Here is a 17179-nt window from a genome sequence, read left to right as displayed (position 1 = left end):
AGGCACACAGAAGGGGCGCACCCTTGACGGGTGCGCCCCTTCGCGCGTGCCACGGCGTGGTGCGGCGTCAGCCGGCCAGGCAGGACGGGCCGAGCAGCACCTTCAAGTCGCCGAAGAGCGCGGGGTCGGGCTTGACCCGGTGCCGGTCCAGGCGCAGCACGGTGGTCTTGCGCGGGCCCTGGAGCCTGATGCGGACCTCACTGTCGCCCTTGTGGTGGCTGAGGATCTCGCCGAGGCGGCTGACCATGGGCGGGGTGACCCTGGTGGCCGGGATGGTGAGGATCACCGGCGCGTTGGTGCCCGCGTTGGACAGGTCCGGGACCATCAGCTCCATGGCGACGAGCCGGGGCACGTCCTCGCGCTTGTCGAGGCGGCCCTTGACGAACACCACGGCGTCCTCGACGAGTTGGGTCGAGATGAGCTGGTAGGTCGCCGGGAAGAACATGCACTCGATGGAGCCGGCGAGGTCCTCGACGGTGGCGATCGCCCAGGCGTTGCCCTGCTTGGTCATCTTGCGCTGCAGGCCCGAGATGATGCCGCCGATGGTGACGACCGCGCCGTCGGCGTGCTCGCCCCCGGTGAGCTGGGAGATGCCCGCGTCGGCCTTGTCGGCGAGGACGTGTTCCAGGCCGAAGAGCGGGTGGTCGGAGACGTAGAGACCGAGCATCTCCCGTTCCTGGGCGAGCAGGTAGGTCTTGTCCCACTCGTCGGTGGAGAACTCCACGTCGAGTCCGAAGCCGGGCTCGCTGGAGGTGTCCTCGCCCATGCCGCCGAAGAGGTCGAACTGCCCCTCGGCCTCCTTGCGTTTGACCGCGACCACGTTGTCGATCATCGGCTCGTACTGCGCCGTGAGCCCCTTGCGGGTGTGCCCCATGGTGTCGAAGGCGCCGGCCTTGATCAGCGATTCCGTGGTGCGCTTGTTGCAGACCACGGCCTCGACCTTGTCGAGGTAGTCGGGGAAGGAGGCGTACTTCCCCTTCGCCTTGCGGCACTTGATGATCGACTCGACCACGTTGGTGCCGACGTTGCGGACGGCGGAGAGGCCGAAGAGGATCACGTCGTCGCCCTGGGCGGCGAAGTTGGACTCGGACTCGTTGACGTTCGGCGGGAGGACGCGGATGCCCATGCGGCGGCACTCGTTGAGGTAGACCGCGGACTTGTCCTTGTCGTCCTTGACGGAGGTCAGGAGCGCGGCCATGTACTCGGCGGGGTGGTTGGCCTTCAGGTAGGCGGTCCAGTAGGAGACCAGGCCGTACGCGGCGGAGTGCGCCTTGTTGAACGCGTAACCGGCGAAGGGCACCAGCACGTCCCACAGGGCCTGGATCGCCTCGTCGCTGTAGCCGTTCTTGCGGGCGCCGGCCTGGAAGATGGTGAAGTTCTTCGCCAGTTCCTCGGGCTTCTTCTTGCCCATCACGCGGCGGAGGATGTCGGCCTCGCCGAGCGAGTAGCCGGCGATGATCTGGGCGCCCTTCTGCACCTGCTCCTGGTAGACGATCAGGCCGTAGGTGACGTCCAGGACCTCCTTGAGCGGCGCCTCCAGCTCGGGGTGGATGGGCGTGATCTCCTGCTGACCGTTCTTGCGCAGGGCGTAGTTGGTGTGGGAGTTCATGCCCATCGGGCCCGGGCGGTACAGGGCCGACACGGCGGAGATGTCTTCGAAGTTGTCCGGCTTCATCAGCCGCAGCAGGGACCGCATGGGGCCGCCGTCGAACTGGAAGACGCCGAGGGTGTCGCCGCGCTGGAGCAGCTCGAAGGTCGTGGGGTCGTCGAGCGGCAGGGACAGCAGGTCGATGTCGAGGCCCTTGTTGGCCTTCACCATCTTGACCGCGTCGTCCATGATCGTGAGGTTGCGCAGGCCCAGGAAGTCCATCTTCAGCAGGCCGAGCGATTCACAGCTCGGGTAGTCCCACTGGGTGATGGTCACGCCGTCGGTGTGCCTGACCCAGACCGGGACGTGCTCGGTGATGGTCTCGCTGGACATGATCACGCCGGCGGCGTGCACGCCCATCTGCCTCACCAGGCCCTCCACACCGCGCGCGGTGTCGATGACCTTCTTCACGTCCGGCTCGTTCTCGTACATCCCGCGGACCTCGCCCGCCTCGCTGTAGCGCGGGTGCTGCGGGTCGGTGATGCCTGACAGCGGGATGCCCTTGCCGAGGACGTCGGCGGGCATGGCCTTGGTGATGCGGTCGCCCATCGCGTACGGGTAGCCCAGCACGCGCGCGGAGTCCTTGATCGCGTTCTTGGCCTTGATGGTGCCGTAGGTGCCGATCATGGCGACCTTGTCGGCGCCGTACTTCTCGGTCACGTACCGGATCACCTCGACGCGCCGGCGCTCGTCGAAGTCGATGTCGACATCGGGCATCGAGATGCGCTCGGGGTTGAGGAAGCGCTCGAAGATCAGGCCGTGCGGGATCGGGTCGAGGTCGGTGATGCCCATGGCGTAGGCGACGATCGAGCCGGCCGCGGAGCCTCGGCCGGGGCCGACCGCGATGCCGTTGTTCTTGGCCCACATGATGAAGTCGGCGACGACGAGGAAGTAGCCGGGGAAGCCCATCGAGATGATGACGTCCATCTCGTAGTCGGCCTGCTTCTGACGGTCCTCGGGGACACCGCCGGGGAAGCGGCGCTCCATGCCGCGGCGGACCTCCTCCTTGAACCAGGTGACCTCGGTGTAGCCCTCGGGGATGTCGAACTTGGGCATGAGGTCGCGCTTCTCGAACATGCCGTCCGTGTCGACCATCTCGGCGACGAGCAGCGTGTTGGCGCAGCCCTCCTGCCAGGCGTCCGAGGAGTCGATGGCGTACATCTCGTCCGTGGACTTCAGGTAGTAGCCGGTGCCGTCGAACTTGAAGCGGTCCGGGTCGGAGAGGTTCTTGCCGGTCTGGATGCACAGCAGCGCGTCGTGGGCGCCGGCCTCGTGCGCGTAGGTGTAGTGCGAGTCGTTGGTGACCAGCGGGGGGATGCCGAGCTTCTTGCCGATCTCCAGCAGGCCGTCGCGGACCCGGCGCTCGATCTCGATGCCGTGGTCCATCAGCTCCAGGAAGTACCGGTCCTTGCCGAAGATGTCCTGGTAGTCGGCGGCGGCCTTCAGGGCCTCGTCGAAGTGTCCGAGGCGCAGCCTGGTCTGCACCTCGCCCGAGGGGCAGCCGGTGGAGGCGACGATGCCCTCGGACCACTGGGCGATGGTCTCCTTGTCCATCCGGGGCCACTTCTGCAGCCAGCCCTCGGCGTAGGCGTCCGAGGACAGGCGGAAGAGGTTGTGCAGGCCGGTCTTGTTCACGGCCCACATCGTCTTGTGGGTGTAACCACCGGAACCGGAGATGTCGTCCCGCTTCTGGTGCGGCTGGCCCCAGAGGATCTTGCGCTTGTTGCGCCGGGACTCGGGGGCGACATACGCCTCGATCCCGATGATCGGGGTGACTCCGGCCTTCTTCGCGGAATGGAAGAAGTCGTAAGCCCCGTGGAGGTTGCCGTGGTCGGACATGGCGATGTGCGTCATGCCCATCTCGTTGCAGGCGTTGAACATGTCCTTGAGCCGCGCGGCACCGTCCAGCAGGGAGTACTGGGTGTGGACGTGCAGGTGCGTGAAGGGCGGCTTTGACACGGTATGGCCTCCAACGGAAACACTGGGCGGCGGGCGTGGGACAGTTCTGGGGTCAGCGTCGAAGTCTATGCCCCGGCACTGACACTCGCGGGGGATCCGCGCGTACCTTCATGCGGGAACCGGGCACTCCCGCGTGGCGTCGCCCGTTGGAGACGGTAGAAACGCTGTCGTACAGGTAATGCACCAGGAGGCACCCAGCGATGTCGGCACCCCAGCTCAGCGACGAGCAGCGCGGCGAGGAGATCCTCGCCGTCTTCGACACCGCCTTCGGCCGGCTCCTGGCCGCCGACCCGGCCGCGTTCCGGGTGAAGTTCCGGAAGATGGCGGCCTCGGCCTTCGCGTTCTACCGGGGCACGGCGTGCCTCTTCTACCACGACCTCGACGCCGAGAAGCGCGGTGGTCCATTTCTGGACGACCGCACCTCGCGCGTGTGGATCCACGGTGACCTGCACGCGGAGAACTTCGGCACGTACATGGACTCCAACGGCCGCCTGGTCTTCAACGTCAACGACTTCGACGAGGCCTACGTCGGCCCGTTCACCTGGGACCTGAAGCGCTTCTCGGCGTCGATCGCCCTCGTCGGGTACGCGAAGGCACTCAGTGACGAGCAGATCACCGAGCTGGTGCGCGTCTACGCGGGCGCGTACCGCGAGCGCATCCACGCGCTGGCCACCGGCGCGAAGAGCGACGAGGTGCCCCCCTTCACCCTGGACACCGCCGAGGGCCCGCTGCTGGGCGCCCTGCGCGCCGCCCGCTCGATGACCCGCTTCGAGCTGCTGGACTCGATGACGGAGATCCGGGACTTCGAGCGCCGCTTCGCGCCGGGCGGCGGCTCCATCGAGCTGGACGCGGCCACCCGCTACAAGGTCCTCGCGGCCTTCGACGGCTACCTGGAGACGCTGCCGGACTCCTCCCTGGCCCGCCCGGACTCCTACCGCGTGAAGGACGTCGTCGGCCGCCGCGGCATCGGCATCGGCTCGGCCGGCCTGCCGTCGTACAACATCCTCCTGGAGGGTCACAGCGACGCCCTGGAGAACGACGTCGTGATCTACATCAAGCAGGCCCAGACCCCGGCCGTCTCCCGGCACATCACGGATCCGGCCATCGCCGGCTACTTCCAGCACGAGGGCCACCGCACGGTGATCTCCCAGCGCGCCCTGCAGGCGCACGCCGACCCGTGGCTGGGCTGGACCGAGCTGGACGGCGCGGGCCAGCTGGTGGCCGAGGTCTCGCCGTACGCGGTCGACCTGGACTGGGGCGACATCGACGACCCGGAGGAGATCGCGCAGGTCGTCGCCGACCTGGGCCGGGCCACGGCGACCATGCACGCGGCGGCCGACGACACCTCCGGCGAGTCCCTGGTGCCGTTCTCCACCGAGCGCGCCATCGACGCGGCCATCGCCGCCGACGAGCAGGGCTTGGCGCCCCTCCTGGTGGACTTCGCGCACGCCTACGGCGCACGCGCGCGTGCCGACCACCAGATCTTCGTCGACCTGTTCCGCAACGGCCGGATTCCGGGACTGTAACCTTCGCGGACTCACAGGCTCCCCTTAGGGGTCTCTTAACCGCTTACGTGTCACACTCTTCTCTCGCTATGGACATATCCGGGACCCAGCTCAGAGCCGTGCGCGCGGCGCTGTTCACGGCCGTCGTCGTGACGCTCAGCACCGCGTCGCACGTACTGCTGTCCCGGGCCCCGCTGCCGGTGGCGACCGTGCTCGCGGTCGCCGCCGCGGTGTTCGCCACCGCGTATGCGCTGGCGGGCCGCGAGCGCGGCTTCGGCCGGATCGCCGCCCTGCTGATTCCGCTGGAACTGGCCGCCGACACGGTGTTCACCACCGGACAGAACACCTGTTACGGCAGGGCGGGCGGCCCGGTCGCCGGCCCGCTGCACACGTTCGGCTTCGACGTGCTGTGCCAGGGCGGTGCCGTCGGCTCCCCGCTGGCCCAGATGGCCGGGGCCCACGGCCGCCCCGGGGCGCTGCTCGCGCACGCCAGTCCGGCGGCCGCCTGGCTGCTGCTCGCCGCGCACGTCGGCGTGGGCCTGCTGGCCGCCGCCTGGCTGCGCCGGGGCGAGCGGGCGCTGGTGCAGCTGCTGCGCGTGGTCGCCGCCACCACCTTCCGGCCGCTGCTGCTCGCGGCCGCCGCGGTAGCCGTCCGGCTGACCCCGGCCCGTCGGCTGCCGCGCCCGGCCCCGCGCCGCGCCGCCGCCCGCGACCGGCTTCTCGTGCACTCCCTGGGACGGCGTGGACCGCCGTGCTCGCCCGCCCTCGCCGCCGGCTGAGCGGCGAGACCTGAGCACTCCCAGTCCCCCACACGTATCCCGCGTACGGCATGTGCGCGTCCCACACGGAGATCATCAACATGAGCAAGCGGAACAGCCAGTCGGCGAAGACGGCGGCCCGGGAGCGGCTGCGCGAGGAGCGCGAGCGCCAGGCCAAGCGCGACAAGGCCAGGCGGCAGGTCATAGTGGCCGCCTCGGTCGTGGCCGTGCTGGCAGCGGCCGGCGGCATCGGCTATGCCGTCGTCCAGGCGAACAAGCCCAGCTACTGGGAGGGCATGAAGACCGCCGCCGTCGTCGCGCCGGCCAACACCACCGGCAAGGACGGCACCACGGTCGTCATCGGCAAGGACAGCGCCAAGAAGACCCTCAAGATCTACGAGGACCCGCGCTGCCCCGTGTGCGCCCAGTTCGAGCAGAACGTCGGCGCGACCGTGAAGAAGGACATCGACGACGGCAAGTTCAAGTTCCAGTACGTCGGCGCCACCTTCATCGACCTGAAGGACAACGGCCAGGGTTCCAAGAACGCGCTGAGCGCCCTGGGCGCCGCGCTGAACGTCAGCCCGGAGGCGTTCCTCGAGTACAAGTCCGCGCTGTACTCGACGAAGTGGCACCCGGACGAGACGGTCGACAAGTTCAAGGACGACAGCTACCTCATCCAGGTCGCGGACACCGTCCCGGCCCTGAAGAACAACGCCAAGTTCCAGGACGCGGTCAAGAAGGGCACCTACGACGCCTGGGCGATGCACATGTCGAAGACCTTCGACGACAACAAGGACGGCGTGACCGGCACGCCGGGCTTCGTCATGGACGGCAAGCAGCTCAACGGCGGCACCCCGCTGCTGACGGTGGCCGACTTCGACAAGGTGGTGGACGCGGCCCTCAAGGGCTGACGCCCCGGCGGAATAAAACCTTCCCGTGAAGAGCGGGCGAACATTGAGAGTTCGCCCGCTCTTGGGCTCATACCGGTCAGTAACCTGATCGGTCGTGACCAGTCGAAAAAGATCACTTTCGGCCACTGAAGGCCGTGACTCCCTCTCTCCCCGCCGCCGTACGGTCGTCAAGGCCGCGGCGGCGACCGCTGTCCTGGCCGGCCCGCTCGCCGCCTCCCTTCCGGCGCGCGCCGCAGACCAAGCCCCCGCCTTCCTGCACGGTGTCGCCTCCGGTGACCCGCTGCCCGACGGTGTCCTGCTGTGGACCCGGGTGACCCCGACCGCGGACGCGACACCCGGCTCGGGCGTCGGCCCGGACACCGAGGTGAGCTGGGTCGTCGCCAGGGACAAGGCGTTCACCGGCATCGTCGCCAAGGGCTCCGTCACCGCGACCGCGGCCTCCGACCACACCGTGAAGGCCGACGTCCGCGGCCTGGAGCCGGCGACCGACTACTGGTTCCGGTTCTCGGCCGGCGGCACCGACTCCCCGGTGGCGCGCACCCGCACCGCGCCCGCGGCGGACGCGAACGTGTCCTCCTTGCGCTTCGGCGTGGTCACCTGCGCCAACTGGGAGGCCGGCTACTTCGCCTCCTACCGCCATCTCGCGGCCCGCGGCGACCTGGACGCCTGGCTGCATCTCGGCGACTACATCTACGAGTACAAGTCCGGCGAGTACGCGGCGCGCGGCACGGTCGTCCGCCCGCACGCGCCGGCCAACGAGATCATCACGCTCGCCGACTACCGGATCCGGCACGGCAAGTACAAGACCGACCCCGATCTTCAGGCCCTGCACCTGAAGGCGCCGGTCATCGCGATCTGGGACGACCACGAGTTCGCCGACAACGCCTGGTCGGGCGGCGCGGTCAACCACACCGAGGGCGCCGAGGGCACCTGGACCGCCCGCAAGGCGGCCGCCAAGCAGGCCTACTTCGAGTGGATGCCGGTCCGTACCGCGATCGAGGGCACCACCTACCGCCGGCTGCGCTTCGGCAGGCTCGCCGACCTGTCCCTGCTGGACCTGCGCTCCTTCCGCTCCCAGCAGGCGTCCGCCGGCAGCGGCTCGGTGGACGACCCGAACCGGACGATCACCGGCCGGGCCCAGCTCGACTGGCTGAAGGCGGGGCTCAAGGCCTCCGACACCAAGTGGCGGCTGGTCGGCAACTCGGTGATGATCGCGCCGTTCGTCATCGGCTCCCTGACCGCCGACCTGCTCAAGCCGCTCGCCAAGCTGCTCGGCCTGCCGCAGGACGGCATCGGCGTCAACACCGACCAGTGGGACGGCTACACCCACGACCGCCGCGAACTCCTGGACCACCTGCGCTCGAACGCCATCGGGAACACCGTCTTCCTGACCGGCGACATCCACATGTCCTGGGCCAACGACGTGCCGGTGGACGCGGGCACCTACCCGCTGTCGCCGTCGGCGGCCACCGAGTTCGTCATCACCTCGGTGACCTCCGACAACCTCGACGACATCGTCAAGGTGCCCGAGGGCACGGTGTCCGCGGTCGCCGCGCCGCTCATCGAGGCCGCCAACCGGCACGTCCACTGGGTGGACACCGACCGGCACGGCTACGGCGTGCTCGACATCACCAACGACCGGGCGCAGATGGACTACTACGTCCTCTCCGACCGCACGGACGCGAGCGCGACCTCCAAGTGGGTGCGCTCCTACCGCACCCGCAGCGGCACGCAGAAGGTCGAGCGGACCTACGACCCGGTGTAGCCGTCCGTTCCTGCTGGTCCGGAGGCAACCCGCAGCAGAATTCCTACATCAGACGGTTAAGTGACAGACCGTCACCATGACCGTGATTGGAGACATATGGCCACCCCCACGGTGCCCTGAAGAAGACCGCGACGCTCGCGGCTGCCATGACCCTCGCCGGACTCGCCTCCGTCGCTCAGGCGCAGGAGGCCTCGGCAGCACCCGCGTTCGTCAACCTGACCGTGCTGGACCACAACGGCGCACCGATATACGCCGAGCCCAGGGACTCGTCGCACCGGTACGGCGTGGAGAGGTCCGGGACCACCCTGCGGATCCAGTGCTCGACCACCAAGACCCCGTCGGGCGCTCGGTGGTTCAGGATCTACGACTCCCAGCCGACGGCCTGGGTGTGGTCCGGGCACTTCCAGTCGCTGGTCCACCCGCCCAAGGAGTGCTTCCCGGGCTGAGGTTCCCGGCACCGGCACAGCGCCGGCAGCCGCAGCCGGGCACTCGGCCCGGGCCATGCGCGCGCGGCCCGGGCCGGCCTGTCCCTACGCCGCCTGCAGACCGTCGAGGAAGCCGAGCGTCACCCGCCAGGTGGCCTCGGCGGCCTCGGCGTCGTAGTCCGGCAGCCCGGGGTCGGTGTAGAGGTGCCCGGCGCCGGCGTAGCGGTAGACCTCCACGTCGGCTCCGGCCCGGCCCATCTGCAGATACCAGGCGGTCAGCCAGTCGTCCGTCTCGAACGGGTCCGGCTCGGCCACATGCAGCTGCACCGGCAGCTCGTCCACGTGCGCCGTCGGCGCGATGTCCGACGTCCCGTGCAGGAGCAGCAGCCCGCGCGCCTTGTCGTCGCCGAGGGCGAGGGTCTGGGCGATCGAGGCGCCGAGCGAGAACCCGGCGTACACCAGCCCTCGGTCCGAGTAGGGCGCCGCCGCCAGCACGGCCCGCTTCAGCAACTCCTCCTTGCCGATCGACTCCTTGAACTCCATGCCCTCCTCGACGGTGCCGAACGTCCGCCCCTCGAAGAGGTCCGGCGTCCACACCTCGTGGCCGGCTGCGCGCAGCCGGTCCGCGGCCTCGCGCACCGCGGGCCTGAGGCCGTAGGTCGAGTGAAAAAGCATGATGTTCATGAGGCCATGGTGCCAGCCGGTGCGACACCGCCGGAGCCCCCGTACCCGGGAACACGCCGAACTCACATGTTCATGCCCGCGTGGCACCGGTTAGGAGCGCAGGCATGGAGAACCTAGTCCGCCCTGTGATCGTGATCGGCGGCTCGGTGCTGCTCACGCTTGCGATCGGCTGGGCCACCGACCGGCTGCTGCGCAAGGCCGGCGAACGCGACCACGACTCGCCGCTGTGGGAGCTGCTGCGCCGCGGCCGCATCCCCTACCAGCTCGTGCTGTGCGCCGCCCTGCTCCGCGGGTCGTACGACCAGGCCAAGCTGCTGGAGCGGCACCAGGTCGGCATCGGCCGGACGCTGACGCTGGTGCTGATCGGCTCCGCCGCCTGGCTGGTGATACGGATCGCCGCGGCGATCGTCGAGACCACCTACAGCCGCTACGCCCGCGCGCACCGGGATCCGGCCCGGGTGCGCAGGGTGCGCACCCAGGTGGAGCTGATCATGCGGGTGGTGTCCGCGATCGTCATCGTCGTGGCGATCGCCTCCATGCTGCTGACGTTCCCGGCGATGCGCGCGGCCGGAGCCTCGCTGCTGGCCTCGGCGGGCATCCTCGGCATCGTGGCCGGTGTCGCCGCCCAGTCGACCCTGTCGAACATGTTCGCCGGGCTGCAGATCGCCTTCGGCGACATGGTGCGCATCGGTGACACGGTCGTCGTGGACGGCGAGTGGGGCACCGTCGAGGAGATCACCCTGACCTTTCTGACGGTACGGACCTGGGACGAGCGGCGGATCACCATGCCGGTGTCGTACTTCACCTCCAAACCCTTCGAGAACTGGTCGCGGGGCACCCCGCAGATGACCGGGACCGTCTTCTGGCACCTCGACCACTGCGCACCCATCGAGGCGATGCGCGAGAAGCTGCGTGACATCCTGCGCGAGAGCCCCGCCTGGGACGGCCGCGCCTACGGCCTCGTGATCACGGACAGCACCCCGAACACCGTCCAGGTGCGGGCCCTGATGACCGCGAAGGACTCCGACGACATCTGGACGATACGGGTCACCGTCCGCGAGCAGATGATCACCTGGCTGGCGGCGGAGCACCCCTACGCGCTGCCCCGGGTCAACACCGCCGACGCGGTGCGGCCCCCGCGGAGCCCGTCAGTGACCGCGCTCCGCACCGCCGTTGACCTGGATGACCTGTGAGGTGACGTGCGCGGCGCCGGGCGAGGCCAGCCAGTGCAGGGTCGCGGCCACGTCTCCCGGTATCCCGGCGCGGCCGGTGAGCGTGTCGGCGATGAGCCGTGCCCGCCGGGCCTCGTCCATGGTGTCCCCGAAGAACTCGGTGTCCTCGACGAACCCCGGCGCGACCACGTTCACGGTGATGCCGCGCGGTCCCAGCTGCCGGGCCAGGTCGTGAGCGTAGGGATGCAGCCCGGCCTTGGCCGCCGCGTAGGCGCCGCTGCCCGAACCCCGGTAGGCGGCGATGGACGAGATGAACAGCACCCGTCCGCCGGGCTCGGCGAGGCGGTCCTTCAGCGCCTCGGTGAGGAGCGCGGCCGTCAGCGCGTTCTGCCGGAAGTTGACGGTCCAGTCGTGGGCCACCCGGTCCAGCGGGTCGTCGCTGTCGGCCGGCGCCTCCAGCTGCCCTGCGCCGCCCGCACCGTGCACGAGAACGTCCACCGTGCCGAGCTCGTCGGCGACGAACCGGGCCACACGCCGTACCTGATCGGGCTCGGAGAGGTCTGCCGCACAGGTGAGCGCCCCGGGCACCGCGGCCTTCCCCAGCATCTCCGCGCGCCGCCCCAGCAACAGCACCCGGTCGCCGTCCGCCGCGAACGTCTGCGCCGCCGCCAGCCCGATGCCCGTACCGCCACCACTGATCACGATGTTGCGAGTCATGATCCGAGGGTAGGAGCGAACCGCCGAAGGTGCCGGGATTCATCCACAGGTTCGGCATGTTTGTACGACTATTTGCGCACTGCGGCCGTTCATCCACAGGGGCCGTTCATCCACAGGGGGTCACCGCAGACTGCGCACATCGAGATGCCTGAGCACCCGGTCCACGATCTCCGGATCCGCCCCCGGCTCGCTCCGCGCCGCCAGGACCTCGTGCCGCGCCGCGCTCAGCATCTCGTTCTGGATGTTCCGGACCCGCCGCAGCCGCCTGACCCGCTGGTGCTGCGCCTCGCGCCGCTCCTCCTCCCCCATGTCGGGACTGATCCGGATCCCGATGTCGAAGGCCCGCCGCAGCATCTGCTCGAACAGGTCCTCGGGCAGGTCCTCCACCTGCTCGATCTCCCGCAGCCTGCGCTTGGCCGCCTTCGCGGCCCGCACCGCCAGCTCCTTCTCGAACTCCTTCTCCCGCTCGGAGTCGGCCCGCACACCGAGCCGCCGCACGAGGGACGGCAGTGTGAGCCCCTGCAGGACCAGCGTGACGATGATGACCCCGAAGGCGACGAAGACGATCTCGTCCCGGTCGGGGAACGGGAAGCCGGCGTCGGTCCTCAGCGGGATGGCCAGCGCCAGCGCCACCGAGGCCACCCCGCGCATTCCGGACCACCACATCACGACGGTCTCCCGCCAGCTGACCGGGATCTCCTCGTCGTAGTCCCGCCGCGCGTGCAGCCGCTTGGTCAGCCAGGTCGCCGGCAGCAGCCACACCAGCCGTACGACGATCACCACGCCCGCCACGGTGGTGGCCCAGCCCAGCAGCTCGCCCCAGCGCCCCTGGGCCGTGCGGATGGCGTTGTGCAGCTCCAGGCCGATGAGCCCGAACGCCACCCCGGTGACCAGGGTGTCGATGATGTCCCAGAAGGTGTGCCCGGCCAGCCGGGTCATCACGTCATCGGCGTCCGTTGCGTACTCGGCGAGGAACAGCGCCGTGGTGAGCACCGCAAGCACCCCCGAGCCGTGCAGCTTCTCCGCGAGCACATAGGAGGCGTACGGCACCAGCAGGGTCATGCCGATCTGCAGGGTCGGATCGCCCAGCAGGTCCATGACCTTGTTCGCGCCCCAGCCGAGCCCCAGACCCACGGCCAGCGCGACGACGGCGGACAGCACGAGGTCGAGGCCGGCCTGCCACGCGGAGAACGAGCCGGTCACGACCGCGGCGATCGCCACGTGGTACAGCACGATGGCGGTGACGTCGTTGAAGAGCCCCTCGCCCTCCAGGATCGACACCAGGCGGCGCGGCAGCCCGAGCTGCCCGGCGACGCTGGTCGCGGCGACCGGGTCGGGCGGGGCGATCAGCGCGCCGAGCGCGAAGGCGGCGGCGATCGGCAGCCCCGGCACGATCGCGTTGGCGACGAACGCCACGCACACCATCGTGACGAACACCAACGCGACGGCCAGCAGGAGGATCGGGCGGAGGTTGGCCGCGAACTGCCGCCAGGAGGTGCGCCGTACGGCGGCGTAGAGCAGCGGCGGAAGCAGCCCGGGCAGGATCAGCTCGGGCGGGATGTTCACGTTGGGCACGAAGTCGGCCACCGCGAGAGCACCGCCGAACAGGGTCATCAGCACCGGCGCCGGCACCTTGAACCGGTCCCCCACCGGGACGCTCACCAGGGCCCCGAGCAGCAGGACGAACAACAGAGCCAACTGATCCACGGCCGGTGCTCCGGGGTCGACGATCACACAGCAGGCCTCAAGCCTGCCATCCGACCGGCGGCAACGCCCGCCGCCGAGGCGGCGCGACGCGAAGGCCTACTGGGCGCGGCGCATCGCCCGGTGCGGGATGCCGGCGTCCGGGAACTCCGGGCCGTACGCCGCGTAGCCGAGCCGCTCGTAGAAGCCGAGCGCGTGGGTCTGTGCGTGCAGGTCCACCGCGGTGAGGCCACGCGCGCGTGCCGCGTCCTCGATGGCCCGCACCAGGGCCACGCCGACGCCGAGCCCGCGGGCCTCGCGGACGACGGCGAGCCGCCCCAGGGAGCCCACCGAGGCGTCCGCGCCGGTCTTCGCCGCCGCGGCCTCGCCGTGCAGCAGCCGGCCGGTGCCGAGCGGCACACCGTCCTCGCGGATCGCCAGCACATGCACGGCGACCGCGTCGTGGGCGTCGTACTCGATGGTTTCGTCGACGCCCTGTTCGACGACGAAGACCTCCTTGCGGACCGCGAAGCAGGCCTCGCGGTCGGCGGGGTCCTCGGCGAGCCGGACGGTGTACGGCGCGCTCACGCGTACGTCTCCTCGCGGACCTGGTCGAGGGCCTTCTGCAGGTCCTCTGGGTAGGCGCTCTCGAACTCCGCCCACTGGCCGTCCCCGGGGTGCTCGAAGCCGAGGCGCACGGCGTGCAGCCACTGGCGGGTCAGTCGCAGCCGCTTGGCGAGGGTCGGGTCGGCACCGTAGGTGAGGTCACCGACGCAGGGGTGGCGGTGGGCGGACATGTGGACGCGGATCTGGTGGGTGCGGCCGGTCTCCAGCTTCACGTCCAGCAGGGAGGCGGCGCGGAAGGCCTCGATGAGGTCGTAGTGCGTGACGGAGGGCTTGCCGTCGGCCGTGACCGCCCACTTGTAGTCGTGGTTCGGGTGGCGGCCGATGGGCGCGTCGATGGTGCCGCTCGTCGGGTCCGGGTGGCCCTGGACCAGGGTGTGGTAGCGCTTGTCGACCGTGCGCTCCTTGAACTGGCGCTTGAGCGAGGTGTACGCCCGCTCCGACTTGGCGACCACCATCAGGCCGGAGGTGCCGACGTCCAGGCGGTGCACGATGCCCTGGCGCTCGGCGGCGCCGGAGGTGGAGATCCGGTACCCGGCGGCGGCGAGACCGCCGATGACGGTCGGGCCGCTCCAGCCCGGCGACGGATGCGCGGCCACGCCGACCGGCTTGACGATCACGACCACGTCCTCGTCGTCGTGGACGATCTCCATGCCCTCGACCGGCTCGGCGACCACCTGCACCGGCGCGGGCGCCTGCGGCATCTCGACCTCGAGCCAGGCGCCGCCGCTCACGCGCTCGGACTTGCCGACCACCGAGCCGTCCACCTGGACCTTGCCGGCCGCGGCCAGCTCCGCCGCCTTGGTGCGGGAGAAGCCGAACATGCGGGAGATGGCGGCGTCGACGCGCTCGCCCTCCAGGCCGTCGGGCACGGGCAGGGTACGGATCTCGGGAAGCGTGCTCACCCGTCGAGTATGCCGGACGGGTGGAACCGGCCCTCACGAGCCTGTGGAAAACCGCCTGTGGACGGGGGCGGTCTCAGTCCTTGTGGACCGTGCCGTCCGGATCCAGGCCCCGGAAGGACAGTAGGACGATCAGGATGCCGCCGCACACGATGGCCGAGTCGGCCAGGTTGAACACGGCGAAGCCCTTGGGCGCGATGAAGTCCACGACCTTGCCCTCGAATACCCCGGGCGACCGGAAGATGCGGTCGGTGAGGTTGCCGAGGGCGCCGCCGAGCAGCAGGCCGAGCGCGATGGCCCAGGGATAGCTGTAGAGCTTGCGGGCCAGGCGGATGATCACCACGATCACGGCCGCGGCGATCAGGGTGAAGATGATCGTGAAGGCCGCGCCGAAGCCGAAGGCCGCGCCCGGGTTGCGGGTGGCGTTCAGCTCCAGCCAGTCACCGACGAGCCTGATCGGCTCGCGGCCCTCCAGCTTGGCGACCACCAGCAGCTTGCTGATCAGGTCGAGGGAGTACGCGAACGCGGCCACCGCGAACAGCAGGGCGATCCGGCGCCCACGCGGGCCCCGCGGCTGGGCCTGCTGCTCGCCCGTGCCGGACGCGGGGGCCGGGGCGGGCGCGCCGGACCGGGCGGCCGCTCCGGCCGCCGCCTGCTCGCCGTCATCCGGGGTGTCCGGCGTACCGATGATGCGCTCCGCCTCTGCCACGTGAGTCCCTCAACCTAGGTGCCTGGCTGAGGACGAGACTACGGCACCGCCCCGCACAGTCAGGAGCGGCGTTCCTGCTTCTGCTTGCACTCGACGCACAGCGTGGCCCGGGGGAAGGCCTGCATCCGGGCCTTGCCGATGGGGTTGCCGCAGTTCTCGCACAGGCCGTAGGTACCCGCGTCCAGCCGCTCCAGTGCGTGCTCGTTCTGGACCAGCATCTCGCGCGCGTTGGCGGCGAGCGCCAGCTCGTGCTCGCGCGTGATGTTCTTGGTGCCGGTGTCGGCCTGGTCGTCTCCCGCGCCGTCCCCGGAGTCCCGCATCAGGCCCGCGAGGGACGCCTCGGAAGAGCTGATCTCGGCGCGCAGCCGCTCCACCTCGGACAGTAGCTCGGCACGGGCCTCGGCGACCTCTTCCGGGGTCCAGGGGTCCTCGCCGGGGCGCACCGCCAGCTCGCCGGGCTCCGCCGCGGCGACCCGTGCCTTGGGAACGGCGGTCTCCGCCGTGGCCGTGCCAGGAGTCTTCTTCGCAACCACTGTCGTGGCTCCCGTCTGCTTCGCGGCCCGCGCCGCGCCCGCTTTCTTGGCCCTGCTCGTGTCGGCCGCCTCCGCGGAGACGCCTCCCGCGGCCGCCTTCCTGCCGCCGGCCTTCCCGGCCGACGCCTTCTTGACGGCCGTCTCCTGCACCGCTCCCTTCGCCGCCGGCTTCTTCCCGCCGGCCTTCTTGGCCACCGCCTTCTTCGGGGCCGCCTCGGCCACGTCACCGGCGACCGCCTTTTCGGCCGACGTCTTCTTGGCGGCGGCCTTCGTGATCTCCTTGGCGGCGGCCTTCGTGCCCGGCTTCTCCTTGGCGGCGGTCTCCTTACCGGCCGCCTTCCCGGCAGTACCGGCCGTTTTCTTGGCGACGGCCTTCTTCGGTGCCGTTTCTTCCTTCGCGGCCGCCTTCTTGGCAGCCGGCTCCTTGGTCGTGGACGTCTTTGGCGTGGACTTCTTGGCAGCCGTCTTCCCGGCGGCCGTCCTCGTGGCAGCCGTCTTCCTGCCGGCCGCCTCCTCCTCGGCCGTCGTCACCCTGGCCGCGGACTTCCTGGCAGCCTTCTCTTCGGCGGCCGGCTCCTTCGCTGCTGTCCTCCTGCCGGCGGGCTCCTTCGCGGTCGGCTCTCTCGGCACCGCATTCCTCGCGGCCGGCTCCGCGTCCCTCCCTCCGGTGGACCTCTTCGTCCCGCCCGCTCCCTTGGCCTCGCCGCCGGAGGCAGCCGCAGCTCCGGAGACGGCCGCGCCCCCGCGCCGACCGGTCGCCGGCTGCTGTACGGCGGTCCTTTTCGCCACCATTGCCGCGACCCCTTCACGTACTGTGATGTTGCTCGCGAATCGTGCTGGGACGATAAATCGACTTGAGTCCCGCGGCAACGGGGCACACCGCCCGATTCGCCCGCCCGCACCCCCCGCGCAGCGGGCCTGCATCCGTTGTGCCCAGCTCCCCGCCGGGTAATCCGCCGCGCCCGGCCTGCGCGGACCCGTACGCCTGCCCCCTGGCCATTCGGGTCATCCCGGCCCCTCACGCGGGCGGCGGGCGCACCGCGCGGAAAACCGGTCGGCCGCTGTCCGCGCGGCGCCGTACACTGGGCGGAGCGAAAAGCGTGGATGGGGACGAGTAGCGGCGTACGCAGCCCAGAGCGACCCGGGGACGGTGTGAGCCCGGGGGCGAGCGCGACGTGAAGATC

The 17179-nt window shown here is 70.3% G+C and carries 14 protein-coding genes; 6 read left to right on the top strand and 8 right to left on the bottom strand.

The features are described from left to right. Nucleotides 1-67: 67 nt before the first annotated feature. Nucleotides 68-3607 carry a DNA polymerase III subunit alpha gene (dnaE, locus tag ACWGJ5_RS23280; protein ID WP_453311600.1) on the bottom strand — a complete coding sequence of 1180 codons (3540 nt, stop codon included), beginning with the start codon at nucleotides 3605-3607 and terminating at the stop codon, nucleotides 68-70. Between the two features lie 200 nt (nucleotides 3608-3807). Here dnaE and ACWGJ5_RS23275 point away from each other — a divergent pair, with 200 nt between their 5' ends. The 5 genes from ACWGJ5_RS23275 to ACWGJ5_RS23255 all read left to right on the top strand — a co-directional run bounded on the left by ACWGJ5_RS23275 (nucleotide 3808) and on the right by ACWGJ5_RS23255 (nucleotide 8992). After that, complete coding sequence (locus ACWGJ5_RS23275; RefSeq protein ID WP_453311599.1) at nucleotides 3808-5133, top strand: DUF2252 domain-containing protein; 1326 nt, start codon at nucleotides 3808-3810, stop codon at nucleotides 5131-5133. A gap of 68 nt (nucleotides 5134-5201) precedes the next feature. After that, nucleotides 5202-5891: a hypothetical protein gene (locus tag ACWGJ5_RS23270; protein ID WP_453311598.1), complete on the top strand. Its 690-nt coding sequence runs from the start codon at nucleotides 5202-5204 to the stop codon at nucleotides 5889-5891. A gap of 80 nt (nucleotides 5892-5971) precedes the next feature. Further along, nucleotides 5972-6781: a thioredoxin domain-containing protein gene (locus ACWGJ5_RS23265; RefSeq protein WP_453311597.1), complete on the top strand. Its 810-nt coding sequence runs from the start codon at nucleotides 5972-5974 to the stop codon at nucleotides 6779-6781. Between the two features lie 94 nt (nucleotides 6782-6875). Then, entirely contained in the window at nucleotides 6876-8546 is a 1671-nt protein-coding gene (locus ACWGJ5_RS23260) for an alkaline phosphatase D family protein (protein ID WP_453311596.1), read from the top strand. A gap of 86 nt (nucleotides 8547-8632) precedes the next feature. Continuing rightward, nucleotides 8633-8992: a hypothetical protein gene (locus tag ACWGJ5_RS23255; RefSeq protein WP_453311595.1), complete on the top strand. Its 360-nt coding sequence runs from the start codon at nucleotides 8633-8635 to the stop codon at nucleotides 8990-8992. A gap of 84 nt (nucleotides 8993-9076) precedes the next feature. Here ACWGJ5_RS23255 and ACWGJ5_RS23250 read toward each other — a convergent pair whose 3' ends face one another. Continuing rightward, on the bottom strand, nucleotides 9077-9655 hold the full coding sequence (locus tag ACWGJ5_RS23250; RefSeq protein ID WP_453311594.1) for a dienelactone hydrolase family protein: 579 nt from the start codon (nucleotides 9653-9655) through the stop codon (nucleotides 9077-9079). A gap of 104 nt (nucleotides 9656-9759) precedes the next feature. On the opposite strand from ACWGJ5_RS23250, the gene ACWGJ5_RS23245 reads away from it, so the two are divergent. Then, complete coding sequence (locus tag ACWGJ5_RS23245; protein ID WP_453311593.1) at nucleotides 9760-10848, top strand: mechanosensitive ion channel family protein; 1089 nt, start codon at nucleotides 9760-9762, stop codon at nucleotides 10846-10848. Here the strand turns inward: ACWGJ5_RS23245 and ACWGJ5_RS23240 are convergent. From ACWGJ5_RS23240 to ACWGJ5_RS23215, 6 genes are all read right to left on the bottom strand, one after another. Then, nucleotides 10804-11544: an SDR family NAD(P)-dependent oxidoreductase gene (locus tag ACWGJ5_RS23240; protein WP_453311592.1), complete on the bottom strand. Its 741-nt coding sequence runs from the start codon at nucleotides 11542-11544 to the stop codon at nucleotides 10804-10806. The genes ACWGJ5_RS23245 and ACWGJ5_RS23240 overlap by 45 nt on opposite strands. A 120-nt stretch (nucleotides 11545-11664) precedes the next feature. Then, nucleotides 11665-13251 carry a Na+/H+ antiporter gene (locus tag ACWGJ5_RS23235; RefSeq protein WP_453311591.1) on the bottom strand — a complete coding sequence of 529 codons (1587 nt, stop codon included), beginning with the start codon at nucleotides 13249-13251 and terminating at the stop codon, nucleotides 11665-11667. A gap of 96 nt (nucleotides 13252-13347) precedes the next feature. Then, nucleotides 13348-13815, bottom strand: a complete 468-nt coding sequence (locus ACWGJ5_RS23230) for a GNAT family N-acetyltransferase (RefSeq protein ID WP_453311590.1) — start codon at nucleotides 13813-13815, stop codon at nucleotides 13348-13350. Continuing rightward, the gene (locus ACWGJ5_RS23225; RefSeq protein WP_228622708.1) at nucleotides 13812-14756 is read right to left on the bottom strand and encodes an RluA family pseudouridine synthase; all 945 of its coding nucleotides are present in this window, start codon (nucleotides 14754-14756) and stop codon (nucleotides 13812-13814) included. The genes ACWGJ5_RS23230 and ACWGJ5_RS23225 overlap by 4 nt, the downstream gene beginning before the upstream one ends. 73 nt (nucleotides 14757-14829) lie before the next feature. After that, entirely contained in the window at nucleotides 14830-15462 is a 633-nt protein-coding gene (gene lspA, locus ACWGJ5_RS23220; protein ID WP_453311589.1) for a signal peptidase II, read from the bottom strand. A gap of 59 nt (nucleotides 15463-15521) precedes the next feature. After that, nucleotides 15522-16787 (bottom strand): TraR/DksA C4-type zinc finger protein, encoded by a 1266-nt coding sequence (locus tag ACWGJ5_RS23215; RefSeq protein ID WP_453311588.1) that lies wholly within the window; start codon nucleotides 16785-16787, stop codon nucleotides 15522-15524. Between the last annotated feature and the right edge of the window lie 392 nt (nucleotides 16788-17179).

The sequence above is a fragment of the Streptomyces sp. NPDC054783 genome, assembly GCF_053611725.1.
This window is presented reverse-complemented; position numbering and strand designations above follow the sequence as displayed.